Source organism: Caballeronia fortuita (assembly GCF_001544835.2).
Taxonomy (GTDB): Bacteria; Pseudomonadota; Gammaproteobacteria; order Burkholderiales; family Burkholderiaceae; genus Caballeronia; species Caballeronia fortuita.
Genome location: NZ_FCNX02000003.1, coordinates 177,246 through 200,808, shown reverse-complemented (window position 1 = coordinate 200,808; position 23,563 = coordinate 177,246). Strand labels below are relative to the sequence as shown.

Genomic DNA, 23,563 nt, shown 5'->3' with positions numbered 1-23,563 from the left:
GCATCGATGCCCGCCGCGCCTGGTCGGACGGGCATCCGGCAGTTATGCTCACGAAGCCATCGATAAGCGCAAGTCGCACGTCGACCAACACAATGCTCGATGGCTTGTCGGTGCCGCGATGACACACGCGTCGACGCACGCGACGACCTTTCGTTTTTCCTACATTGAATGCAAAACGCAAATTGGCGCAGGACTTGCTTTTAACCGCGCTCGATTATCCGGCGATACGACCGGCGCTTGCACAAGGAGGAGACGATGCAAGACGATATTCGCGAGACTGCGGCTACCTGTGACGAGCGAGAGCGCAACTGGCCGATTCCGGCGATCCGCAAGGCGCACGAGCGGTCGGTAACGTTCGGGCTGAATGCGACAACACGCCCCGACTATGACGTGCTCACCGAAGGCGAACTGCTGCTCAAGCTCGAGCAGAACCGCGTGTTGTGCGCGCATGCAACGCCGGTGATGGAAACGTTGCGCGAGCAGATCGTCAACACGCAAAGCATGATCGTGCTGACCGATGCGCAAGGTCTTATCCTGCACTCCACGGGCGATGACGACTTCCTCGCGCGCGCCGAGAAAGTCGCGCTCAGAGCCGGTGCGAACTGGGCCGAGGAACGGCAAGGGACAAACGCCATCGGCACGGCCATCGCGGAACGTTCGCCCACTGTCGTGCATGGCGATCAGCACTATCTCGCCGCAAACCGTTTTCTCACATGCTCGAGCGTGCCGATTCTCGATCCGTATGGCGATCTGATCGGCGTGCTCGATGTGACGGGCGATCATCGCAGCTACCATCGTCATACGATGGCGCTCGCGCGCATGTCCGTCCAGATGATCGAAAACCATCTGTTTTCCAGCACGTTTCGGGGCATGCTGCAGATCGCGTTCCATAGCCGCCCCGAGTTCCTCGGCACGCTGATGGAAGGCATCATGGCTTTCACGTGCGACGGACGCTTTCTTTCCGCCAATCGCAGCGCGCAGTTTCAGTTTGGCCTGCCGCTGTCGGCGCTGCGCGCGCATACGTTGTCGTCACTCTTCGGCATGACGAGCGCTCAATTGATCGACCGTTCGCATGCAAGCCGCGCGCCGCACATTGCGCTCGATCTGAACAATGGCGCGGTCGTGTGCGCGCGCGTGCGGCTCAACCGTGCGCCGTTTGCCGATGTGGCGTCCAGGTCCGTCGCAAGCAAGCCGGCACCCCATGCATCGACAACGCCCGTTCCATCGTCGAGGCTCGCATCGCTCGATACGGGCGATGCAAAAGTGGCCGCCGTCATCGGCAAGGTGCGCAAGGTCATCGGCAAGGACATTCCGATACTCATTACAGGCGAAACGGGCACCGGCAAGGAGTTGCTCGCGCAAGCCATTCACGGCGATTCGCCGCGTCGCGCTGGGCCGTTTGTCGCGGTGAACTGTGCGTCGATACCCGAGAATCTCATCGAGTCGGAGCTGTTCGGTTACGAGGAAGGCGCGTTCACGGGCGCGCGGCGCAAGGGCGCGGCGGGCAAGCTGCTGCAGGCTCACGGCGGCACGCTCTTTCTCGACGAGATCGGCGACATGCCCTATCCGCTGCAAGTGCGTCTTCTGCGCGTGCTGCAGGAACGCGTCGTCGATCCGCTCGGATCGAACAAGTCGATACCGGTCGATGTCGCCATCATCTGCGCGACGCACCGCAATCTACGCGAGATGATCGAGCAAAACCGCTTTCGCGAGGACTTGTACTATCGACTGAACGGGCTCGTAGTCAAGCTGCCGCCGCTGCGCGAGCGCACCGACCTCGCGGCAGTCATTACGAAGATGCTGCGCGCCGTGAGCGATGATGAAGCTTGCGGCATGCGCTTGTCCATCGACGACGATGTGATGGCGCTCTTCGAGCGCTATGCGTGGCCTGGTAACTTTCGGCAGCTATGCAATCTGCTGCGCACGGCGGCTGCTATGGTGGATGACGATGGCTGCATTCATCGCGAACATCTTCCCGAGGACTTCTTCGATGAACCGCGCATGCATGCGCAAATCACCTCTGAAGCATGCGCTTCATCGCCGCCGGCTTCGGGACGTCTGCAGGAGATCACGGCGTCCGTGATCGCGGCGGCACTCGCGCGGCATCGCGGCAACGTATCGGCCGCCGCGCGTGCGCTCGGTGTATCCCGCAACACGATCTATCGCAAGCTGCCCGCTTGTTCATCGATGGAGCAGTGACCTGTTCCGTGGGGTGTTCCACTTCGATACACCCTCGTCACGAAACGAAACCGGACTGAAAGGATGGAAGCGTGCATATGCACTGTCTTTCGTTAGAGGCATGGACCTTGCGTTTCGACGGCCGATCGCGAAACGGTTCGCGATCCGACTCGAACATCATCAAGGAGATGAACATGCAATGGACGACGCCTGCCTTCACCGATCTGCGTTTCGGCTTTGAGATCACGATGTACATCGCGACACGCTGATGCTTCGCTAATGACGGTTCCGGGTCGATGAGACCCGGGACCGCGCCCTCTCTTCTTCCCACATGAATCCGACGACCGCGCATGCGGACGCTTCCACGCGCCCGCGCCTGCGCACGCCATTGAAGCTCCATTGGCATGCGGACATGCACTCATGCGAGCTTGTGCAGACGCACGGCAGCATCGAACTGAACCGCAGCGCGGGCGAGATACTCGCACGCTGCGATGGCACGCGCGAACTCGATGACATCATCGGTGAACTCGAAGTGCGCTTCGGCATGACGGGGCTGACCGCGGATGTGTATCGCTTCGTCGATCAGGCGCGCCGTCTCGGCTGGCTCGATTGAATTCGCGTTGTGGCATCGGGCAACACGTCGAACGTCCCACTGCTCCACGATGCAACAGCGATGCATGAACGCTTCACGTCGCTCGAATGCGAGGCTTCGTACGCGAGATCTGCGTGCAGCAAGGCACACGCGCGCATCGATATTCAATGGCACATGACTTGCCTTGGTGACGCACCGACAACATCAAGGAGACAACGATGAAGATTCGTATCGAGCCGGCAATGCGTATCGCGGCGCTCGCGGCAGGCGTCATGGCTGCATTCGGCGTAGGGCAGCATCAGGCTATCGCGGCGGACGCGACGCCTGCACCATATCCCGATGTCACCTACGAACGTCTCGCAAGCGCGCAGGACGACCCGGGCTGGCTCACGTACTACCGCACTTATAACGGTCATGGTCATTCGCCGCTCAAGCAGATCGACACAAGCAACGTGAAGAATCTCAGGCAGGTATGGAGCTATAAGTTTCCAAAGGACCTGCAGCAAGGCTTCGAAGCTACGCCGATCGTCAATGGCCGCTTTCTCTTCGTGACGACGCCCAAGGACAACGTCTACGCGTTCGATGCCGCAACGGGCAAATCACTCTGGAAATACGAGCCCAATCTCGATGCGCGATCCTTCAAGACCGCATGTTGCGATGTGGTCAATCGCGGCGTGGCGCTGTATGGCAAGAACGTCTACGTCGCGATGCTGAACGGCGAAGTCGCCGCGCTCGATGCGCAAACGGGCGCGCTCGTGTGGAAGAAGGCGATGTTCGATCCGGGCGTCGGCTATGCGTTCTCGCTCGCGCCGCTCGCACTCGATGGCGCGCTCGTCGTCGGCAGCTCGGGCGGTGAATACGGCGCGCGCGGCTTCATTGCAGCACTCGACCCCAACGACGGCAAAGTGCTCTGGAAGCGCTATACGGTGCCTGGCGCGAAGGAACCCGGCGGCGATACATGGCCCGATGGCATGCAGGAACACGGCGGCGCGCCCGCATGGCTCACCGGCACTTACGACGCGGCGAGCAAGACGCTCTATTGGGGCGTCGGCAATCCGGGACCGTGGCTTGCCGATCTTCGTCCAGGCGACAACCTCTATTCCGACTCGCTGCTCGCGCTCGATCCGAAGTCGGGCGATCTCAAATGGCACTATCAATACACGACGCATGACACGTGGGACTACGATGGCGTCAACACGCCCGTGCTCGCGAACATCAAATATCAGGGCAAGGACTACGACGCGATCATTCATGCGGACCGCAACGGCTTCTTTCATGCGATCGATCGCAGCAACGGCAAGCTGATCTATGCGCGGCCCTTCGTCACGGCGACATCGGTCACCGGTTATACCGATGATGGCAAGCCCATTCAGGATGCGGCCAAGTATCCGAAGACCGGCACGACCATCGAAACATGTCCGAGCTTTCTCGGCGGCAAGAACTGGTGGTCCGTGTCATACGATCCGCAGAAGCATCTCGCTATCGTGCCGGCCCTCCATGCGTGCATGTCCTTGTCCGGCAAGTCGGTCAACTACATGGAAGGCCTGCCCTATCTCGGCGAAGGCTTCGAGATCAAGCCGGAGCCCAACAGCAAAGGCTATGGCGAATTGCAGGCCATCGATGTCGATACAGGCAAGAAAGTCTGGAGTCACTGGAGCAAGCTGCCGTGGAACGGCGGTGTCGCGACCACGGCGGGCGGCCTCGCGTTCAGCGGCTCGCTCGACGGCCATCTCTATGCGTTCGATGAAAAGACCGGCAAGGTTCTGTGGCAAAGCCCCAAGCTCGCAAGCGGCATCATCGCGCAGCCCTCGGTGTATGAGATCGACGGCAAGGAATACGTCGCCATTCTCGCGGGTTACGGCGGCGCCAATCCGATCTGGGGCGGACCGATGGCGAAAGCCGCGGACAAGGTGCCGCGCGGCGGCACGCTCTACGTGTTCGCGCTCAACCGCGCCTGATCCTTCGAATCGAGCCGCGAGCGCGATACGCTGCGCGCTTGCGGTGCTTATCGACATCACCGGACGCATCGACATGAATTACTCCATCCGTTTCACTCGCGCGGCGGGCATGCTGGTTGCCTGCATCGTCCTCACGTCATCGGCTTCGGCTTCGAATGCAGTCGTTAAGATCTGCACGTTCCCCGGCAGCCCGTCGGCGGCGCTCGATCGCAGCGTCGCCCAGGCGGTTTTCGCGCGAGCCAAGATTGCAGCGGCCGTCGTATCGCATGGCATCGGCGAAGGCGACGACGACGGTGTATCGCTGCACGAACTCGACAAGACGCTCGCGCGCGACTGCGACGTAATAGCGGGCTTTCCGCGCTCTGCCATCGCCGATGCATCGGGCGGCAAGATGCAGTTCTCGCGCGGCTATCTGCGCGCGGGTTACGTCAGCATCGAAGCGCCCGATGCCGAACTCAAGGACACGGCGAAGCACACGGTCGCCGCGACTTACGCGAGTCCCGCGCAACTCATCGCCGTTCAACGACACGACGTGACGCTCGATCTCGAGAACACGTCGGCATCGACGGTCGTTGCCGTGGCGAGCGGACGTGCGCAACGTGCGATCGTCTGGTATCCGGCGGTCGTCGCATATCGCATCGCGCATCCGCAACATAGCTTCACCGTGACAACCGCCGATTCGCCCTACGCGGACTGGCATCTCACATTCGCATTCGGCGCTCGAACCGCCGCGTTGCGCACACGTATCGACAACGCGCTGACATCGATGACCGACGATGGCCAATTGCAAGTGCTGACGCGGCAATGGACGTTGCCCGCGCAAAGCGCTTCGGTATCGCGCTATCTCGATGTACCTTCGAAGGCAATGCCGATGCGTAGCGGCATCATCAAGGTGGCGAACGAAGCAGGCATCGAACCGCCGACGTTCGAGCAGGCACAAACGACGCACGGCAAGACGCTGTATTCGAGTTCGTGCGCGAAATGCCACGGCGCGCAACTGCAAGGCGTGACCGCGCCCGCGTTGCAAGGTCCATCGTTCGCCCCGCCATCGAACTCGCATCTCACCGTCGGCGGCATCTTCACCTATATGGAAACCAACATGCCCGCCGACCGTCCGGGCAAGATGAAAGATCAGGACTATGCCGACATCATGGCATTCCTGCTGATGTCGAACGGCTATAAACCGGGCAGCGGAAAAATGACCGCCGACAGCGCGCGCGCGTCGAAACTGCCGCTCAATGCGGGGCCGGGCCGTTGAGGTCGCCATGCATACATCGATTGCCCGTCTTGATTACGTCACAACGTGACATATACTTGAAGTGTCGCGCGGGGCGGGTTCGATCCGAGGCCGCAACGCGGCGCAATGCGCAAATCGGCCGGTTCGAACCGGCGGGAGCCCAGCGTCGTGCTTATCAATAACGATCTCGAAATCGGCTATCTTGTCGTGGTTTTCGCTTTGCTCGGCGTCATCCTGTTCGGCGCGCTGCTTACGGCACTGCATCTGGATGGCTGGCATCCGAAGCTCATCGGCGCAGCCATCGGGGCGCTACTCGGGCTCGCGCTGATCGAAGCAGTGCCAATACTCACCTGACGATATACCCTGACGTTTCGTCCAGACTTCCGCTCGCAGCGACACAGAGGCGGCCGCGTGTCCACAGCAAGGGCATGTGTGCCGCCTCGTTCCTCTTCCCCCGCCACACGCTTCTTCCCGCTCGCTCCGTGCGCATTGGCATAATGCAGCACCGGCGCACGCATGCGTTGCGTCTTCTCTTCCCTCTTCGTTTCATCATCGAGCGAGACCGCATGACCGCGATCACCCGCACTCGACGACAAGTCCGCGCCTTCTTCGGCGCGCCCGAAGCAAGACGCCTTTTGCGCACGCTGATGAGTTGCGCGATCAGCTACGCCGCCGCGCGACTCGCCGCGCTGCCCGAAGGTTATTGGGCGCTCATCACGACTCTCGTCATCGTGACGCAGCCGAGCCTCACGCAAGCCGTCGATATCGCGCGCGATCAGATCATCGGCGCATTCATCGGCGCCGTGGTGGGCGTGCTCGGTATCTTCGTTATGGAGCGCGGCGCGCCGCCGCTTGCGGTCTTCTCCGTCGCGCTTGTACCGCTCGCCGCGTTGAGCGCCAAGCGGCCCGCATTCCGGCTCGCATGCGTGACGCTCGTGATCGTCGTGTTGATTCCGTCGGGACCGGGCTCGCCTTTCGAGCGGCCGATGCATCGCGTGCTGGAGATATTGATCGGCGCGGCGTCGTCGTTCGTCGCGTCAGCGTTATGGCCGAACCGCGCGCTGACGTCGGCACATCGCAGTGTCGCGGATACCTTGAAGAGTCTCGGTCAGTTGATCGGGCTGTATCTGTCGGGCGAAATCGACGACGCGCGCGCGACGCGCCTCGAGACGCAAAGCACCGACGCGCAGAAAGCCTTCGACGATGCACTGAAGGAAGCGGAGCGCGAGCACATCATCGTGCTCGTGCAGAATCATCGCGCGGATGCCATCGACAAAGCCGCGCCGTTTCTGCGGCGTCTGCACAGCGATGCGCTCTTTCTTGCGAAAGCGGTGTCATGTCTCGATCGCGAAACGTGCGCGGCGCGGCTCGGCACGACGGGCCGCGAATTGCAGGCATTGTTCGAGACGCTCGCGAGCGTCCTTGCGTCGAATCATCAGGATGATGCGAAGGTCGCGCGCGCACGCGCCTCTGTAGAAACGCTCAAGCGCGCGCTCGCGATGCAGGAGGCGGCGCACGGCGCGCAGGAAGTGGCGCAGTTCGTCGTCGGGCTGATCGTCGCGGATCTCGAAGCCTTGATGGTCACCATCTACCCGCCGAAGGAGTCTCAGGCTTAACGTGAGAGACCGCGTGCATCGATCGGCCATATGTCGCTCACGCGTTCGCCTCGATAGCACACGTATTCGTCGTAGAGATTCACGGTGGGATCGCAATGGCCCGGCGGCAACATGAGACGCATGCCGACGAGGTCCGCGAAGTCGCTTTGCATGTCGCCCTGCGCTTGCAACATGCCGTGCTCGTCGTTCGCGGAGACATACGTCAACGCAGGCATCGTGCTCGCGTCGAGCCAATGCGCGCTGCGCGGCAAGCCTGAATCGACGGCGAGCCCTTTGAGACCGACATCGCATACGGCCATGCCGGGCCGCGTCGCGCTCATGATCGTCGAGAGTACGAACAGGCTATGACGCCAGCGCAACTCGCCGTCCCAGCCGATGTCGCCATAGTCGCCATCCATGAACAAATATGAGCCGGGTTGAAGCTCGGTGAAGACGCCGCTCGCCGCATCGAATTCGACGGTGCCGGTGCCGCCGCCCGTCACGATGCCGCAGCGCACTCCGCGTACATCGAGCGCGCGCACGTAACGCGCGGCGACGTCGGTGGCGCGCTTCGCTTCGTCGTGGCGCATACGCCAGTCCGCGACGTGCTGGATGCCGCCGTGATACGCCTGAATGCCCGCGAAGCGCAGCGCGCTCTGGTCCGCGATGCCATCGACGAGCGCGAGCAACGCGGCTTCGTTCGTCACGCCGCAACGATGTTGCCCCGCATCGATTTCCGGCAGTACGTCGATCGTGACGCCCGCGCGCGCCGCCGCATCACCGAGCGCGCGAACTTGCGGCAACGCGTCCACGCATACGGAAAGCCGCACGTGCGATGCGAGTTCGACGGCCATCTCCACTTTGTCCGCGCCGACGAACTCGTTGCTGACGTGAATGCTCGCGATGCCCGCCGCCGCGAACGGATACGCCTCCGACAGCTTCTGACAGCACACGCCGACCGCGCCCGCTGCGATCTGACGCCTGGCGATCTTGCTGGATTTGTGCGCCTTCGCATGCGGACGCAACACGACGCCGTGGCGATTCGCGAACGCCGACATCGCCGCGAGATTGGCGTCGAAGGCGTCGAGATCGAGCATGAGCGAAGGCGTGGCGACGGAGGCGAGCGGGTCGCCCACGCGGGCGGCGGGCGGAGGTGCGAGCGTCATGGCAAGTCGTATCGATGATGTGGAATCAGACGTTGATCATAGCGCTGCATTTTGCATGATGAATGCATAAGACCAGTTCATGCCGGCACTTCCGTTTCCAGAATCGCACCTTCGTCCTTGAGCGCCTGAATGCGCGCATCGTCGAAGCCGTACTCGTTCAGCACTTCGCCGGTGTGCTGGCCGAGGAGCGGCGCAGGACGCGATTGCTTCGTGCATCCTTCGGAAAAGTGTATCGGCAGGCCGATGCCGCGCATGTTGCCCGCAAGCGGATGCTGCGTCTCGACGATCATCCCGCGCGCGATCGCCTGTTCGTGCGACGACGCTTCGGGCACGCCGAGCACAGCGCCGCTCGGCAAGCCGATCGCATCGAATGCGGCGAGCCACTCGTCGGTCGTGCGTTCGACAAGACGCGCCGTCAGAAGGTCGACAAGCGCCTCGCGATGTTTCAGCCGTCCCGCGTTGGTCCGAAAGCGCTCGTCATCGGCGAGACCGGCGATGTTCAACACGTCGACGAGACGCTCGTAGTTGCTCTGGTTCGCCGCGCCGATGTTGACCCAGCCATCGCGCGTGCGAAACGCCTGATACGGCGCGCTCGTCGGATTGGCCGAGCCGGCCTTCGGCAACACGGTCCCGTCCGCGAAGTAGTTGGCAAAGGCCCAATACATCTGTTGCAGGCCCGCTTCGAAGAGCGACGTATCGACCATCTGGCCGATTCCCGTCGCTTGCTTGCGCGCGTAGGCCGCGCTGATGCCGAGCGCCGCGAGGATGCCGGCGTTGATGTCGGTGACGGGCGAGCCGGCCTTGATCGGCGCTTGCCCCGGTTCGCCCGTCATGCTCATCAGGCCGCTCAAACCCTGCGCGATGAGATCGAAGCCGCCCTTGTCGGCCATCGGACCGCTGCGGCCATAGCCCGATATCGCGCAATAGATGAGGCCGGGGTTGACCGCCTTGAGGGCTTCGTAGCCCATGCAGAGCTTTTCCATCGTGCCGCGCCGATAGTTCTCCGTGACGACATCCGCGCTCGCCAGCATCTTTCGCAGCACTTCCTTGCCGCCTTCCGCTTTCAGGTTGAGCGCGATGCCGCGTTTGTTGCGGTTCACGATCATGAAGGATGCGGACTCGCCGCTCGCGAGGATCGGCGCGAAGCGGCGGCAGTCGTCGCCGTTTGGAATTTTCTCGACCTTGATGACGTCGGCGCCCATGTCGGCGAGCATCATCCCGCAGATCGGCCCCGACATGATGTGCGCGAGCTCGATCACGCGCATGCCTGCAAGCGGTCCCGCGCCGGGCGCGGCCGTTGGTTTCGTGTCTGCCATGTCAACGTCCCTTGAATTGCGGCTTGGTTTTGTCGAGGAAGGCCTGATAGCCGGTGCGGAAGTCCTCGGTGCCGAAGCACGCGAAGCCTTCGTCGCGTTCTGCCTCGGTGAGCGGCGCGGGGTCCATCACGCGACGCACGAATTGCTTGTGCCAGCGTGCGACGAGCGGCGCGCCGTCCGCGATGCACCGTGCCGTCTCATACGTGTGCGCGGTCACGTCTGAATCCGCGACGATGCGCGTGACAAGTCCTTTCGCGAGCGCTTCTCGCGCATCGAAGATGCGTCCTTCGAGAAGAATCTCGAGCGCGGCGGCTGGCCCCGCAAGACGCACGAGCCCTTCCATTTCGGCATGCGCCATGACGAGGCCGAGATTCCTGATTGGCACGCCGAAGCGGCTCGATTCGCCGCAGATGCGCAGGTCGCACATTGCCGCGATCTCGAGGCCGCCGCCGACGCAGATGCCGTGAATCATCGCGACGATCGGATGCCGGCACACGTTCAATGCATGCAAAGTGCGATGCATGATCGCCCCGTACGCGCGCGCTTCGTCGACATTCGACCGGTCCGTGCGGAATTCCGCGATATCGTTGCCGGGCGAGAACGCCTTCTCGCCCGCGCCGCGGAGCACGATGCAGCGCAGCGTGTCATCGCCGGAAAGCGTTTCGATGGTGTCCCCGAGCGAGCGCCACAAATGCTTCGTCATCGCGTTGAGCTTCTCGGGCCGGTCGATCACGACTGTCGCGATATCGCCGTCGCGCTCGATCAGGATGGATGGTTCCGCCACATCGCCTCCTTGATTTTGAATGCTGCATGCTGTATGCGAAATTCAATGCGGTTCAATGCATGCAAAATGCATCGCACCGCCGTGTTCGCGAGATCACACGAATTTGCGCGCGTCCGCTGCGTCCTTCTTTTCCTCTTCCGTTTCGAGCACACGGTCCGGGCGCATCGTGAACGAGAGGATGATGCCGGCGGCCATCAGCACCATCGACACCGTGAACGGCAAATTCCAGTTGCCAGTGCGGTCGATCAGCCAGCCGCCGACGACCGGGCTGATGATCGCGGCTAGCGCCGAACCGGAATTCATGATGCCCGCCGCGGTGCCAGAATGCTTCGGCGCGATATCCATCGGCACGGACCACATCGGACCGATCGTCATTTCGTTGAAGAAGAAGCCTGCCGAAAGGCACACCGCCGCGAGCGTGATCGAGATGTTGGAGATGAGCATGATCGGTGCGAGCGAAAGCAGCGTGAGCAACATGCACACGCCGACCATCACGTTGCGCGCAAGGCGCACGTTGCCGCTCTTTCTCAGGATGCGATCGGTGAGCGAACCGCCGAGCCAGTCGCCGAGCACACCCGCGAAGAAGACACCGGACGCGAACAGTGCCGACTTGCCGAGCTGCATGTGATAGCTATGCAGAAAGTACTGCGGAATCCAGCCGAGAAAGAGCCACAGCACCCAGCCATAGCAGAAGTACACGGCTGTGACGGGCGCCATGCGGCCGAGCAGCGTGCGCCAGGGCACCGGCGCGCGTTGCTTCACGCCCGAGTACGTCGCGAGCGTCGCGCATTCGCTTTCCGTGATGCGCGGATGATCGCGCGGATTGTCGCGGAAGTAGAAAACCCACGCGAGCGCCCACACAAAACTGATGATGCCGGTGATGATGAACGCGCCGCGCCAGCTCGTCGCGACCATCAACCAGACGATGAGCGGCGGCGCTACGGCATTGCCGATACGTGATGCTGCATGCGTTATGCCTTGTGCAAAACCGCGTTGGTCCGCTGGCATCCAGTTCGACATCGCACGCGTCGCGGTCGGAAAGGTCGCGCCTTCGCCGAGGCCGAGCAGCACGCGCGCCACGATCAACGACACGAAACCGCCCGCAAGACCCGTCAACACCGTAGCGCCCGCCCAGATGATCGCGCACAGGGTCAGCGTGCGGCGCGGTCCAAAACGATCGCCCACCCATCCGCCGATGATCTGGAACACGAGATAGGGATACGCGAATGCAGAAAACACGAAACCCACCTGCGTGTGCGAAAGACCGAGTTCCGCGCCGAATTGCGCGGCGGCGGTACTGACATTGACCCGATCGATATAGGTGATGAAATACATCGCGCATAGCAGCAACAGAACGCGCGTCGTGGCTCGACGGAACATCATCGTCTCCTTGATGGCCGCGTGCGTGCATGAACGTCTTCCGCTATCGAAAGACGCCTCATGTAACGACATGCGGAACTTCGCTTGGGGTACGTCTAAGGGGGATAGGTCGAATGGGGACTGCGGCTCGAATCGAGCCTATTGCGTTCGGCGGCGCAGCCTGCGAATGCCTGGTTTGCGCGGTGATGTCATCGCTCGTCTCCTGATCGCGGCTCGTTGTTATCCGCTGTTTTGCTTCGGTGAATGAAACTCTCGTCTCGCTGTAATCACGCTTCCATATCGAGCGCCATCTCGAGCACGCGCGCGACATGCAGCGCCTCTCGTTGCGCGCCATCGGCGATCTGATGACGGCAGCTCGTGCCATCCGCGACGATCAGCGCGTCACGCGCCGCACGCACGGCCGGCAGCAACGACATCTCGGCCATCGCCTTCGAAGCGTCGTAATGTTCCGCCTCGTAACCGAAGCTGCCCGCCATGCCGCAGCACGATGTTTCGATCGTCTTCACATCGAGTCCCGGAATCCAGCCGAGCACTTTTTCGATGGGACGCACGGCATCGAACGCCTTCTGATGACAATGCCCGTGCAGCAAAGCCTTGGTTTGATCGAGCGCTTTGAGCTTCAGACGCAATCGACCCTCCGCTTCTTCACGCACGAGAAACTCTTCGAATAGAAAAGATGCTTGCGACAGCTTGCGCGCGGCATCGCCATAGCCATAGCCGAGGAATTCATCGCGCAACGAAAGCAGACACGAAGGTTCGAGACCGACGACCGCCACGTCGCGTTCGACATAAGGCATGAGCGCATCGAGCGCGCGGCGCGCTTCGGCTTTCGCTTCATCGACGAGACCCGCCGAAAGGAACGTGCGCCCGCAACATAGCGGCCGCTCGTTTGCGTTCACGTTCAAATGCACCGTGTAGCCCGCCGCTTCGAGCACGCGTCTTGCGGCGCGCGCGTTGTCCGGCTCCATGTAGTTGTTGAACGTATCGACGAAGAGCAGGACCTCGTTGGTCGCCGATGCAACGGTCCTCGCTGAAGCGCTCGCGAGAAATGGCTTCCTGAAGTGTGGAAACGCTCTCTGCGGTGCAAGCCCGAGCTTCGTCTTGAGCCAGCGCGCGACGCCTGGCATCTTGACGTCCAATGCATTCGCTAGCGCAGGCATGCGGCTCGCATACGGCGCATAGCGCGGCAGAAACGCGATCAGACGCTCTCGCAGGCGCACGCCATGACGCGACGTCCATGCGGCACGCGCCTCGATCTTGAAGCGCGCCATGTCGACGCCCGTCGGGCAATCGCGCTTGCAGCCCTTGCACGACACGCACAGATCGAGCACGTCCTTCACGTCACGGCTCGCGAGGCCGTCATCGCCCAGTTGTCCCGACAGTGCAAGCCGCAACGTGTTCGCACGTCCGCGCGTGACATGCTGCTCGTCCTTCGTGATGCGATAGCTCGGACACATCGTGCCTGCATCGAACTTGCGGCAATGGCCGTTGTTGTTGCACATCTCGACCGCTTTCGCGAGGCCGCCCGACAGATCGCCGCCCGATCCCGGCATGCCCTGCTCGCCTGTCAGCGGGTCGCGCGTCACGTTCCATGCAGACCAGTCGAGACGCGGCGTCAACGCGCTTTCGCGATAAGAAGGCGCGAAGCGGAAGTTGCGCGCATCGTCCATCTTCGGCGGTGCGACGATGCGATCCGGACTCATCCGGTTGTCCGGATCGAAGCGTTGCTTGATGTCGCGGAACGCTTCGTTGATGCGCGGCCCGTATTGCCACGCGACCCATTCGCCACGGCACAGACCGTCGCCGTGCTCACCCGAAAATGCGCCCTTGTATTCACGCACCATCGCCGCGGCCTCTTCAGCGATCGCACGCATCTTGATGGCCCCGTCGCGGCGCATGTCGAGAATCGGCCTGACATGCAGCGTGCCGACGCTCGCATGCGCGTACCACGTGCCTTCCGTTCCATGCTTGCGAAACACATCGGTGAGGCGGCTCGTGTATTGCGCAAGATGTTCGAGCGGCACCGCGCAATCCTCGATGAAAGACACCGGTTTGCCGTCGCCCTTCATGCTCATCATGATGTTGAGGCCGGCCTTGCGCACTTCCCATAGCGCCTTTTGCGGACCCGCATCGGGCATCTGCACGACCGAGCCTGGCAAGCCGAGATCGCCCATCAGCTCGACGAGTTGCGCGAGCTTGGTCACTTGCGTGTCACGCTGCGCGCCCGCGAATTCGACGAGCAGAATCGCTTCCGGCTCGCCCACCAAGGCCTTTTCGATGACAGGACGAAACGCGGGATTCGACATCGCCAGATCGATCATCGTGCGATCGACGAGTTCGACCGCGACCGGACCGAGCTTCACGATGTGCTGCGTCATGTCCATCGCGTCGTAGAAGCTCGGAAAGTTGACGACGCCGAGCGTCTTGTGCGCGGGCAGCGGCGCGAGCTTCAGCGTGAGTTGCCGGCTGAAGGCGAGCGTGCCCTCCGATCCGACGAGGAGATTCGCGAGGTTCGGCTCGCCGTCGGCGGTGAAGGCGAGCGGACTCTGGCAATCGAAGAGATCGAGGTTATAGCCCGCCACGCGACGCAGCACCTTCGGAATACGTTCGCGCATCTCCTGCTGCTCGCGCATTGCAATGCCGCGCACGCCGTCGACTAGATCGCGCGTGCGTGCATCGTTCGTCATCGACGAGAGCTTGCCGAAACGCGCTTCGTGTCCATCGGCGAGGATCGCGTCGATCGCGTCGACGTTATGCACCATGATCCCGTATTCCATCGAGCGCGAGCCGCACGAGTTATTGCCCGCCATACCGCCTATCGTGCACTGCGCGCTCGTCGACACATCGACCGGGAACCACAGGCCGTGCGGCTTGAGCCACGCATTCAGATGATCGAGCACGACGCCCGGTTCGACCGTGACCGTGCGCGCGTCCTTGTCGAACTGAACGATGTTATTGAGCCACTTCGTCGTATCGATGACGAGCGCCTCGCCCACCGTCTGCCCGCATTGGCTCGTGCCCGCGCCGCGCGCAAGCACGCTCGCTCGGCTATCGCGTGCGATCTGCAACGCGAGACGCAAGTCGTCCTGATCCTTCGGCACGACGACGCCGAGCGGCATGATCTGATAGATCGACGCATCGGTGGCATAACGTCCACGCGATGCGCGATCGAACAACACATCGCCCTTCAGTTCGCGCTGCAGCCGCGCCTGCAGCGGCGTCGGCGTGGACGCGAGCCGCGCGCGCGCCGAAGCGGGCATCAGATGAATCGGCTTGACGAGACGGTCGGTTGGGGAATTGAGCATCGTCGCTGTCGGTGAATGCCAGAGCGCCATACGGTGCCTGACCTTATGAATGCATTACGCAAGATGCAATTCGACGGAAGGCAGTCCTTCGATCCTGCCGACAGCCGCGCCGGGTGCATCGGGAAAGGCAAGGCCCGTGTACGAACCCGCCGTGAGCACGGTCCCGCGTTCGACGGCGAGCCCGCGCGACACGCTGTGATTCACCGTCCACGCGAGCAGGCGCCGCGGATCGCCCGCCGGATTCGCCGGCGCCTCCTTGAAGAGCGGCGCACCGTCGAACGTGAACGTCATCGCGGGCGATACGAAGGGAAACGCCGCGTCGTAAGGCACGCCCTCGCCCACGATCAACGCGCCGTGGTTCTGCAAATCGGCGAGTTGCCAGGGCTTCTCGACATCCGGCCACGCGGCGAAGCGGCTCGCCACCACTTCGATCGTCGCGTTAACGGACTCGATCGCGGCAATGACGTCTTCATCGCTATACGGTCCGCTATCCGGTTCGAAACGCCGGCCGAGCCTGAACGCGATTTCGAGTTCGAGACCCGCCTTGCCGAACGCGAGCATTGACAGACGCGCGCCGGTTTTATGAATGCCATCGGCAGGAAGCGGCGCGGCCTGGACCGGGCCATCATGCGTTTTCGCGCCGACTTTCCATCCGCCGATGTCCGCATCCAGCGCGCGCAACGTCGCGTCCTGCGCGGCGTAGGCATCGCCGGCACTTGCGGGGCGCGCATTTTCGGGCAACGTGTCGAGCTTCGCGCGATGCGCGCGCGCGTCGACGAAGAGCCGCGCGAGCGCGTCGGCATCGAACGCGGCGTTCATGCGGCCGCCTTCAGCGCGGGCTTCGCGACATGACTCGTCAGATAGTCCATCGCCGCCGCAACGCCGCCACCCTTCAGTTCGATGCCCGCGAGCTTCAGGCCCATCTCGCAGCCGGTGAGCGCGGCCATCAACGTGAGATCGTTGCAGTCGCCAAGATGTCCGATGCGGAACATGCGGCCCTTCACCTTGCCGAGCCCCGTGCCGAGCGACATGTCGAAGTGTTCGTAGATGAGCTTGCGCACTGCGTCGGCATCGACGCCTTCGGGCGTCATCACGCCCGTGAGCACCGGCGAATAGACGGCGGCGTCGGCACATTGAATCTCCAGTCCCCACGCGGTGACGGCCGCGCGGCATGCGGCCGCGAGCCGTTGATGGCGCGCGAACACGTTATCGAGCCCTTCGCCGAGAATCATGTCGAGCGCTTCGGAGAGGCCGTAGAGCAGGTTCGTATTCGGCGTGTACGGCCAGTAACCCTGCTTGTTCATCTCGATGATGTCGGTCCAGTCCCAGAACGCGCGCGGCAACGTCGCGCGCGCGGACGCCTCGCGCGCCTTCTCCGATACCGCGTTGAAGCTGATGCCCGGCGGCAGCATCAAGCCCTTCTGCGATCCCGACACCGTCACGTCGACGCCCCATTCGTCGTGACGATAGTCGGCCGATGCGAGACCCGAGATCGTATCCACCATCAGCAGTGCGGGATGCTTCGCGGCGTCGATCGCGCGTCGCACGGCGGCGATATCCGAGGTCACGCCCGTCGACGTTTCGTTATGGACGACGCACACGGCCTTGATCGCATGTTGCGTATCTTCGCGCAGGCGCTTTTCGATCATGTCGGCCTGTACGCCGCGCCGCCATCCCTCGATGCCCGGCAAACCGAGAAACTCGGGCTTCAAACCCAGGTTCTCGGCCATCTTCTTCCACAGTGTCGCGAAGTGGCCTGTCTCGTACATCAGCACCGTGTCGCCGGGGCTCAGCGTGTTGCATAGTGCCGCCTCCCACGCGCCCGTCCCCGATGCGGGATAGATCACCACGGGCTGACTCGTCTTGAAGATCTTCTTGATGCCGTCGAGCACCTTGAGGCCCAACGCGCCGAACTCCGGGCCGCGATGATCGATCGTCGGATAGCTCATCGCCCGAAGGATGCGATCCGGCACGGGACTCGGCCCCGGAATCTGCAGAAAGTGACGGCCAGCGGGATGGAAATCGAGCTTCAGCATGGGTCGGCGTCCTATTAAATGTAATTTTGCATGCAAAATACAATAACGCAGCTGCCCGAACGGGTAAAGGAATACATAGGCCAAACGGTCTAGGGATAACCCGCTGACGGTTTTTCCGGCTAACGCTGGGTTAAAATTGCCGAAATGGAATAAGAGGTATTGAATGCAAAATCCCGATTTGCCGGACTTCCATGTGTCTTCACCGCTGCCGAAAGTCGAGCGTCTGCGTCTGCACGACACCGTCGTCGACCACTTGCGCGGCTTCATCGTCGAAGGCTTGCTTGCGCCCGGCGTGAAGCTCAACGAGCGCAAGCTGTGCGAGACGCTCGGCATCTCGCGCACACCGTTGCGTGAAGCACTGAAGGTGCTCGCCGCCGAAGGGCTGATCGATATCTCGCCGAATCGCGGTGCATCGGTTTCGCAGATGAGCGAGTTCGAGATCCGCGAGATGTTCGAATTGATGAGCGGGCTCGAAGCGTTTTCGGGCGAGCTTGCATGCGAGCGCATCACGCCGCTTGAGATCGCCGAGATCAAGGCGCTGCATTACGCGATGCTCGCCTGCCGTGCGCAGAACGATCTCTCCGGCTACTACAGCCGCAATCAGGCGATCCATGACAAGATCAACGAAGCGGCGCGCAATACGGCTTTGCGTCAGACTTACGTATCGATCAACCGGCGTCTGATGGCGCTGCGGTTTCGCTCGAACTTTCAGACGCCGAAGTGGGACCGCGCCATCCGCGATCACGAAGAGATGATCGAAGCGCTTGAAACGCGCGATGGCAGGCGCATGGGCGAGATTCTGCGCAAGCATTTGCTGTCCAAGCGCGACGCGGTGCTCGCCGAGCGCACCCTGACGACGATGAAGCCCGCGGCGCCGAGGAAGCGCGCAGCGGACAAGACGGCGCCGGACGAGCGCTAACGAATAGAACGGCCGCGCGAATCCCTCGAATGTAGGCCTGCGATACCGCCGGCCCTCGGCCGTCGAAGCCACTTTCGGGGGAAACCATGACCAGGATTCGAGGCCTATGCGTCGCGCTCGGCGCGGCGCTTGCCGTCACGGGCGTGACGCTCTATCACTCGCCGGACTTCGACGCCGCGCAGGCCGCGATGGACCGTCAGGCCGTCGACTGCATCACACGCGAGCTCACGCGTGACGAAAAAAGCCGCATCGCGCGGCTGACCGCGGTACACGACCGCGATGCAGTTCATCCCTTGTACGACGATGTTTTCGCGCGCTGCGTCGTGCGCTCCGATCAATGGGAGCGCCGCGCGCAACTGGAGACGAGCGCGCGCCAGTCCCTATCGCACGATCCCGAATTCATGCAGATGCTCAACGCGAGCACGATGAAACTGGCGACCCGCCGTTGAACGGGCGCGCGACGCTCAGGCCGTCAATCCGCTGCCTGCGCCGATTCGGACATCGGCGCGCGTACGCGCGGCATGCGCGCTCAACGCCGCGATTTCATGTTGCGTGTAATGTGTGACCGGCGCGATGGCCGCAAGCGCGGCGGTGATGACGATGGCGACGATGCTGATCGAGATTGCGTTCATGTTCGGCTCCTTCGGCTGCCTGATGGGGATTGCTTGCTGTCGATGTGAGGCATTGTCGCCGGCGAGAGTTAGCGAAGAATGAGCACGCCCGCGCGACAGGATCATGCAGTTGCCGAAGTAAAATCGGCATGCAATCGACCATCGCACGAGCGGCATTCAAAATGCATTCGACCATCGACACATCGACCGCCACAATCGAGCTGCCCTTCAAGCGGCCGTTCGACTGGACACGCATGCTGAAATTCATCGGCGGACGCGCCTCGGCGGGCGTGGAGTCGGTCGAGGACGGCGTGTACCGGCGCGCGATCGAATGGCAAGGCGACGACGGCACCATCGAAGTGATGCGGCACGAACGCCGGCACCGGCTGGTCGTGCACGTAGACGGCGCGCTCGCGCGGCACGCCGGCGAACTCGCCGCGCCGCTCGCGCGCATGTTCGATCTGCACGCCGATCCGCGCGAGATCGCCCGCGGCCTCGCCGATGACCCGGTGCTCGCGCCGCTCATCGAGGCCGCGCCCGGACTGCGCGTGCCGGGGGCATGGTCCGGCTTCGAGCTCGTGGTGCGGACCATCGTCGGGCAGCAGGTGAGCGTCAAAGGGGCGTCGACGATCATGAACCGCATCGTCCAGCGCGCGGGCAAGCGGATCGAAGGTCATCCGCACGAGGGCACCGCATGGCGCTTTCCGACGCCCGCCGAACTCGCCGCCGCCGATCTGGACAAGATCGGCATGCCGACGAAGCGTATCGAGACCGTGCAGCGCTTCGCGCACGCGGTCGCAACCGGCGCACTGCCGCTCGACGAACCCGGCGCCGATCCCGAACGCGTGAAGCGGGACATGCTCGCGATGCCCGGCATCGGGCCGTGGACCGTCGGCTATGTCGCGATGCGCGCGCTACGCGATCCCGACGCGTGGCCCGAAGCCGATCTCGTCCTCATGCAGGCGATCGCACGACGCGATCCGTCGCTCACGCGACCCGCCGAGCAGCGCGCGCGCACCGAGCGCTGGCGTCCGTGGCGTGCCTATGCGGCAATGCATCTCTGGAATGGCGTGGCGATGGAAACCGGCCTTGCGCGCGGCGGTTGAATTGCGCGGCATTTTGCGTGCAACATCACGCATGCAAAATGCCGGTGCAATGCGTCGCGGCCATCATTTCGTTGTCTTGTCTAAAAAATGAACTAATCTGCTTTCGAGCGGCCGCGCAAAGAAGCGCTGACGAAACGCCATCGGGAGACGTTCATGAACGCATCATCCCTCGACGCGCAAGAAGAGACCATCACACCGCGCGTGCAGAAGATCGTCGTCGCGATACACGGCATCGGCAATCAATTGCACAGCGACACGGTGCGCTCGGTGGCAAGTCAGTTCGGCGCGCGCTACGACCCGCCCCTGCCCGTGATGCCGCTCGGCTATTTCGATATCGCGGGTGTCGGCGAAGTGGACGTTCGTCAGCTCGATCTTCCGCCGGGCGGTCCCTACACCGCGGCGCAGCGCGACTTCTATTCCGCGCTGGGCTTCGCGGAAGTGTATTGGGCCGACATTCCGCGCGAAGTCGTGAAGCAGGACGACACGCTCGAAGAGAGCAAGGCGTGGGGCTTGTCCATCGTGAGCCGCGCGCAGGCGACTTATATGCTCAACGTCGATGAACGCAAGCTAGAGCCCGCCGATTTTTCGCTGGCCTCGGGCGTCGTCGAAGAGGTCGTCGAAACGGTGGCCGTCATGCAAAGCCTGCTCGCGGTGACGGAGAAGGCCGGCATCTTCAAGTTCGATCTCGCGCCGATGCTGCGCGATTATGTCGGCGACGTGCAGCTCGTCGCGGATTTCAGGCAGCATCGCGAGACCATCGTGTTCCGCTTTCATCGCGTGATGGAACGGCTCGTCGCGCTCGCCACCGAGCGTTGCCAGTGTGCGCCCGAGGTGTATATCGTCGCGCATAGCGAAGGGACCGTGATCAGCTTCCTCGGCATCCTGCAGGCCTTGTCGATGCCGACCGTCACCGACCCGAAGGACAGCGAGCAGATCATCGGCACGGACTGGGTGCAAAGTCTGCGCGGCTTCATGACCATCGGCTCGCCGATCGACAAGCACATCCTGCTATGGCCGAAGCTCTGGGAAGGCATGGCTCTGAAGAGCGAAATGAATGGCGATGCCGTGACGCAGACCGAGCGGCCCGGCGGCCCCATCACATTGCCTTCGCGCATCCGCTGGCGCAACTATTACGACTTCGGCGATCCCGTCGGCTTTGCGCTCGATACCGCGCGCGCCTATCTCGATCATCGGGGCTGTCTCGCCTTCGAATTCGAACCGGTGCACGACATCGGCTTCTCGCGTTACTGGCTGCCGGGAAAAGCGCATACCGATTACTGGACCGATGGCGATGTCTTCGGCCACTTCATCGAGAACGTCGTGCTCGACAAGAACACTGCAAGAGTGCCGCAAAACAGGCGTTATCGCGGCATCGTGAGTACGGCGGTTCCCTACTTGCTGAGTTTCGCGCTGCACCTTCTGGCAGTGTTTTTCATTTATAAAGCCGTCACCGCTTCCTCTGATTCGGGCGCGGGCGGCACGAGCGCCGCGCCCGAATTCATCTATCTCACGCGCTCGGTGTTCGCGCTCGCGTGCCTCCTGATGGGCACGACGGTCGCCGCGCGTCTGCCGCGTCTCGTCAAGGCGCGCGGCGCAAGACGCACGGACGCCTGGCTGCGCTGGCGCGTCGTCGCGCTGCTGGCGTTCGTCGCGGGCGCGCTTATCTTTTGGCTCGTCCTATTGAGCGGCGTGGCCGCATTTCTCGCGAGTCCGTTCGCGGATATCCTGCATCGCGATCGCGCCGATCCTGTCGTCGGCAAAGCGGTTTTCGTGCTCGCCGGATTCGTATGCGCGATAAGCGGCTGGCTCGCGCCACGCAGACCCCATTGGGGAAGGCGCATTCTCGTTGCGCTCGGCACGCTGATGATGACCCTGATCGTGGGCGTAAGGTTATGGGGCGATCTCGCCGGCAAACCATTATGGCCCGTCGTGCTCGGTGGAGCATTCTTTCTTTATGCGTGGTGGCTCGCCATTCTTATCTTCGATCTCGCGTTCGTATGGCATCGCTATGTGCGCAATTCCGTCGCGCTCGATACCTTGCGCGCGTGGCGTGAGAATCGATGCGACGCGCGCCCCAGGCCGATCGCGGCGATCATGTCGATGCGTTCGAAGACGCGGAAAAAATAATGAAATCTTATCCGTGCAATTCGAGTTTCTGAATGCGCCAATTGAGCAATTCGGCGACGAACAATGTGTTCTCGCTCGGACACGCCATCTGATGTATCCAACCGAACTGCTTCAACTGCTTGCCCGATCGTCCGAGCACGCCGAGCAGTTTCCCATCGAGCGATAACTTGTAAATGCGGCCAGGAAAGGCATCGGCGGAATACAACACTTGATTCGGCCCCGGCGATATGCAGATTGCCCAGGGTGAACCCGGCGCGAATGTTCCCGCCGCAATCGCCGCTTCGTCGGGCATGTTGCCGATAGCAGGGCGCGCATCGGGCGGCACTGGCACATCGATCGTGAATTGCCGCTGAAAATTGCCTTCGCCATCGAAGACCTGAATGCGTCGGTTGCTGCGATCCGCGACATAGACGAGGCCATTCCTGTCGACAGCAATGCTATGCGGCGTATGAAATTGTCCCGGCTCCTTGCCGCGCTCGCCCCATGACTTGATCCAGTTGCCGTCCTTATCCACTTTCGCGACCCGCGAGTTGATATAGCCGTCGCTGATATAAGTATTGCCGGCAGCGTCCCACGCGACATCCGTCACTTGCCGGAAGCGCCCGGGCTCGGAAAGCAGCGGCGGATTCGGATGTTTGAGCGGCGCGGTCTCTTCGTCCGACGCTTCCTGCTTGCGCCCGAACACCATCGCGACCCGGCCTTCGGGCGTGAACTTGATGATCATGTCCGAGCCTTTGTCGGTGACCCAGACATTGTCTTGCCGATCCACTTTCACCGTATGCGCAAACGACCAGGCATAAAGGTTATGGCCAAGTTCGCGCACGAATCGCCCATTGCGATCGAATTCGAGCAATTGAGCCGCGGCCGCACCATATGCGGGACCGATGCTATTGCCGCGCGACAGCACGAAGATATGACCTGCCGAATTGAGCGCGACGCCGGAGCATTCGCCGAAGTACACATCGCGCGGCAAACGTACCGGATCGGGAACGGAATCGTAGGCGATAGCCGGGACGTCGTTATCGGCGTAAGCGAGGTGAGGAAAGAGCGCGAGTGCGGCGGCGCTTTGTCCCGCGAGCGCGAGAAAACGCCGGCGGCTTGCGGCGAATGGCGCAGTGTCGCAACATGCGCAGTACGTCGAGTGTCGAAGACTCACTGTTACCCTCCTCTTGTTCGTCGTCCGTGATGATGAACGTCGATGGCCGGCTTGCTTCGCGATGCGAGAGGAAGTGTAGTGCATGAACCGCATTATT

20 protein-coding genes are annotated in these 23,563 nt (G+C 62.4%); 11 read left to right on the top strand and 9 right to left on the bottom strand.

Features of this window, described 5'->3' with window-relative positions:
• The first annotated feature begins 255 nt into the window (after positions 1-255).
• The 7 genes from AWB77_RS07860 (at position 256) to AWB77_RS07830 (ending at position 7,581) form a co-directional block, all read left to right on the top strand.
• Positions 256-2,199: a sigma-54-dependent Fis family transcriptional regulator gene (locus AWB77_RS07860; protein ID WP_061134085.1), complete on the top strand. Its 1,944-nt coding sequence runs from the start codon at positions 256-258 to the stop codon at positions 2,197-2,199.
• 173 nt (positions 2,200-2,372) lie between these two features.
• Entirely contained in the window at positions 2,373-2,447 is a 75-nt protein-coding gene (gene pqqA / locus AWB77_RS07855) for a pyrroloquinoline quinone precursor peptide PqqA (RefSeq protein ID WP_008347847.1), read from the top strand.
• A 62-nt stretch (positions 2,448-2,509) separates the two neighbouring features.
• Positions 2,510-2,791 (top strand): pyrroloquinoline quinone biosynthesis peptide chaperone PqqD, encoded by a 282-nt coding sequence (gene pqqD, locus AWB77_RS07850; RefSeq protein WP_061133847.1) that lies wholly within the window; start codon positions 2,510-2,512, stop codon positions 2,789-2,791.
• 197 nt (positions 2,792-2,988) lie between these two features.
• A complete protein-coding gene (locus tag AWB77_RS07845) occupies positions 2,989-4,728 on the top strand; it encodes a methanol/ethanol family PQQ-dependent dehydrogenase (protein ID WP_061133846.1) in 1,740 nt (579 codons plus the stop codon).
• Between the two features lie 73 nt (positions 4,729-4,801).
• Positions 4,802-5,986 carry a c-type cytochrome gene (locus AWB77_RS07840; RefSeq protein WP_061134084.1) on the top strand — a complete coding sequence of 395 codons (1,185 nt, stop codon included), beginning with the start codon at positions 4,802-4,804 and terminating at the stop codon, positions 5,984-5,986.
• A gap of 147 nt (positions 5,987-6,133) precedes the next feature.
• Positions 6,134-6,319, top strand: a complete 186-nt coding sequence (locus AWB77_RS07835) for a hypothetical protein (RefSeq protein WP_061134083.1) — start codon at positions 6,134-6,136, stop codon at positions 6,317-6,319.
• Positions 6,320-6,531: 212 nt separating this feature from the next.
• Complete coding sequence (locus AWB77_RS07830; protein ID WP_061134082.1) at positions 6,532-7,581, top strand: FUSC family protein; 1,050 nt, start codon at positions 6,532-6,534, stop codon at positions 7,579-7,581.
• On the opposite strand, the gene AWB77_RS07825 is transcribed toward AWB77_RS07830, so the two are convergent.
• From AWB77_RS07825 to AWB77_RS07795, 7 genes are all read right to left on the bottom strand, one after another.
• Positions 7,578-8,726 (bottom strand): DSD1 family PLP-dependent enzyme, encoded by a 1,149-nt coding sequence (locus tag AWB77_RS07825; RefSeq protein ID WP_061133845.1) that lies wholly within the window; start codon positions 8,724-8,726, stop codon positions 7,578-7,580. The genes AWB77_RS07830 and AWB77_RS07825 overlap by 4 nt on opposite strands.
• A gap of 77 nt (positions 8,727-8,803) precedes the next feature.
• Positions 8,804-10,042: a CaiB/BaiF CoA transferase family protein gene (locus AWB77_RS07820; RefSeq protein WP_061133844.1), complete on the bottom strand. Its 1,239-nt coding sequence runs from the start codon at positions 10,040-10,042 to the stop codon at positions 8,804-8,806.
• Between the two features lies 1 nt (position 10,043).
• Positions 10,044-10,826: an enoyl-CoA hydratase/isomerase family protein gene (locus AWB77_RS07815; protein WP_061133843.1), complete on the bottom strand. Its 783-nt coding sequence runs from the start codon at positions 10,824-10,826 to the stop codon at positions 10,044-10,046.
• 93 nt (positions 10,827-10,919) lie between these two features.
• Entirely contained in the window at positions 10,920-12,209 is a 1,290-nt protein-coding gene (locus AWB77_RS07810) for an MFS transporter (RefSeq protein WP_061133842.1), read from the bottom strand.
• Between the two features lie 263 nt (positions 12,210-12,472).
• On the bottom strand, positions 12,473-15,511 hold the full coding sequence (locus tag AWB77_RS07805) for an FAD-binding and (Fe-S)-binding domain-containing protein (RefSeq protein WP_061134081.1): 3,039 nt from the start codon (positions 15,509-15,511) through the stop codon (positions 12,473-12,475).
• Between the two features lie 54 nt (positions 15,512-15,565).
• Entirely contained in the window at positions 15,566-16,330 is a 765-nt protein-coding gene (locus AWB77_RS07800; protein WP_061133841.1) for a 2-keto-4-pentenoate hydratase, read from the bottom strand.
• Complete coding sequence (locus AWB77_RS07795; RefSeq protein WP_061133840.1) at positions 16,327-17,547, bottom strand: pyridoxal-phosphate-dependent aminotransferase family protein; 1,221 nt, start codon at positions 17,545-17,547, stop codon at positions 16,327-16,329. The genes AWB77_RS07800 and AWB77_RS07795 overlap by 4 nt, the downstream gene beginning before the upstream one ends.
• Positions 17,548-17,710: 163 nt before the next feature.
• On the opposite strand from AWB77_RS07795, the gene AWB77_RS07790 reads away from it, so the two are divergent.
• Both AWB77_RS07790 and AWB77_RS07785 read left to right on the top strand, forming a co-directional pair.
• Entirely contained in the window at positions 17,711-18,466 is a 756-nt protein-coding gene (locus AWB77_RS07790) for a GntR family transcriptional regulator (RefSeq protein WP_061133839.1), read from the top strand.
• An 86-nt stretch (positions 18,467-18,552) separates the two neighbouring features.
• Entirely contained in the window at positions 18,553-18,915 is a 363-nt protein-coding gene (locus AWB77_RS07785) for a hypothetical protein (protein ID WP_061133838.1), read from the top strand.
• A gap of 15 nt (positions 18,916-18,930) precedes the next feature.
• Here AWB77_RS07785 and AWB77_RS34270 read toward each other — a convergent pair whose 3' ends face one another.
• Positions 18,931-19,098, bottom strand: coding sequence for a hypothetical protein (locus tag AWB77_RS34270; protein WP_244158487.1), 168 nt, complete (start codon positions 19,096-19,098; stop codon positions 18,931-18,933).
• A 161-nt stretch (positions 19,099-19,259) separates the two neighbouring features.
• Between AWB77_RS34270 and AWB77_RS07775 the strand changes: the two genes are divergently transcribed.
• Together AWB77_RS07775 and AWB77_RS07770 are read left to right on the top strand one after the other, a co-directional pair.
• A complete protein-coding gene (locus tag AWB77_RS07775; protein WP_061133836.1) occupies positions 19,260-20,183 on the top strand; it encodes a DNA-3-methyladenine glycosylase family protein in 924 nt (307 codons plus the stop codon).
• A 153-nt stretch (positions 20,184-20,336) separates the two neighbouring features.
• Positions 20,337-22,310: an MFS transporter gene (locus tag AWB77_RS07770; protein WP_061133835.1), complete on the top strand. Its 1,974-nt coding sequence runs from the start codon at positions 20,337-20,339 to the stop codon at positions 22,308-22,310.
• A gap of 7 nt (positions 22,311-22,317) precedes the next feature.
• Here the strand turns inward: AWB77_RS07770 and AWB77_RS07765 are convergent, their stop codons facing one another.
• Positions 22,318-23,466 carry a peptidyl-alpha-hydroxyglycine alpha-amidating lyase family protein gene (locus AWB77_RS07765; protein ID WP_061133834.1) on the bottom strand — a complete coding sequence of 383 codons (1,149 nt, stop codon included), beginning with the start codon at positions 23,464-23,466 and terminating at the stop codon, positions 22,318-22,320.
• Positions 23,467-23,563 lie beyond the last annotated feature (97 nt).

Bases quoted from the DNA above. Each gene is read 5' to 3' on its own strand.
- AWB77_RS07860 (WP_061134085.1), top strand. From the start codon at position 256: ATGCAAGACGATATTCGCGAGACTGCGGCTACCTGTGACGAGCGAGAG.
- pqqD (WP_061133847.1), top strand. From the start codon at position 2,510: ATGAATCCGACGACCGCGCATGCGGACGCTTCCACGCGCCCGCGCCTG.
- AWB77_RS07845 (WP_061133846.1), top strand. From the start codon at position 2,989: ATGAAGATTCGTATCGAGCCGGCAATGCGTATCGCGGCGCTCGCGGCA.
- AWB77_RS07840 (WP_061134084.1), top strand. From the start codon at position 4,802: ATGAATTACTCCATCCGTTTCACTCGCGCGGCGGGCATGCTGGTTGCC.
- AWB77_RS07830 (WP_061134082.1), top strand. From the start codon at position 6,532: ATGACCGCGATCACCCGCACTCGACGACAAGTCCGCGCCTTCTTCGGC.
- AWB77_RS07825 (WP_061133845.1), bottom strand. From the start codon at position 8,726: ATGACGCTCGCACCTCCGCCCGCCGCCCGCGTGGGCGACCCGCTCGCC.
- AWB77_RS07820 (WP_061133844.1), bottom strand. From the start codon at position 10,042: ATGGCAGACACGAAACCAACGGCCGCGCCCGGCGCGGGACCGCTTGCA.
- AWB77_RS07810 (WP_061133842.1), bottom strand. From the start codon at position 12,209: ATGATGTTCCGTCGAGCCACGACGCGCGTTCTGTTGCTGCTATGCGCG.
- AWB77_RS07805 (WP_061134081.1), bottom strand. From the start codon at position 15,511: ATGCTCAATTCCCCAACCGACCGTCTCGTCAAGCCGATTCATCTGATG.
- AWB77_RS07800 (WP_061133841.1), bottom strand. From the start codon at position 16,330: ATGAACGCCGCGTTCGATGCCGACGCGCTCGCGCGGCTCTTCGTCGAC.
- AWB77_RS07795 (WP_061133840.1), bottom strand. From the start codon at position 17,547: ATGCTGAAGCTCGATTTCCATCCCGCTGGCCGTCACTTTCTGCAGATT.
- AWB77_RS07790 (WP_061133839.1), top strand. From the start codon at position 17,711: ATGCAAAATCCCGATTTGCCGGACTTCCATGTGTCTTCACCGCTGCCG.
- AWB77_RS07785 (WP_061133838.1), top strand. From the start codon at position 18,553: ATGACCAGGATTCGAGGCCTATGCGTCGCGCTCGGCGCGGCGCTTGCC.
- AWB77_RS34270 (WP_244158487.1), bottom strand. From the start codon at position 19,098: ATGAACGCAATCTCGATCAGCATCGTCGCCATCGTCATCACCGCCGCG.
- AWB77_RS07775 (WP_061133836.1), top strand. From the start codon at position 19,260: ATGCATTCGACCATCGACACATCGACCGCCACAATCGAGCTGCCCTTC.
- AWB77_RS07770 (WP_061133835.1), top strand. From the start codon at position 20,337: ATGAACGCATCATCCCTCGACGCGCAAGAAGAGACCATCACACCGCGC.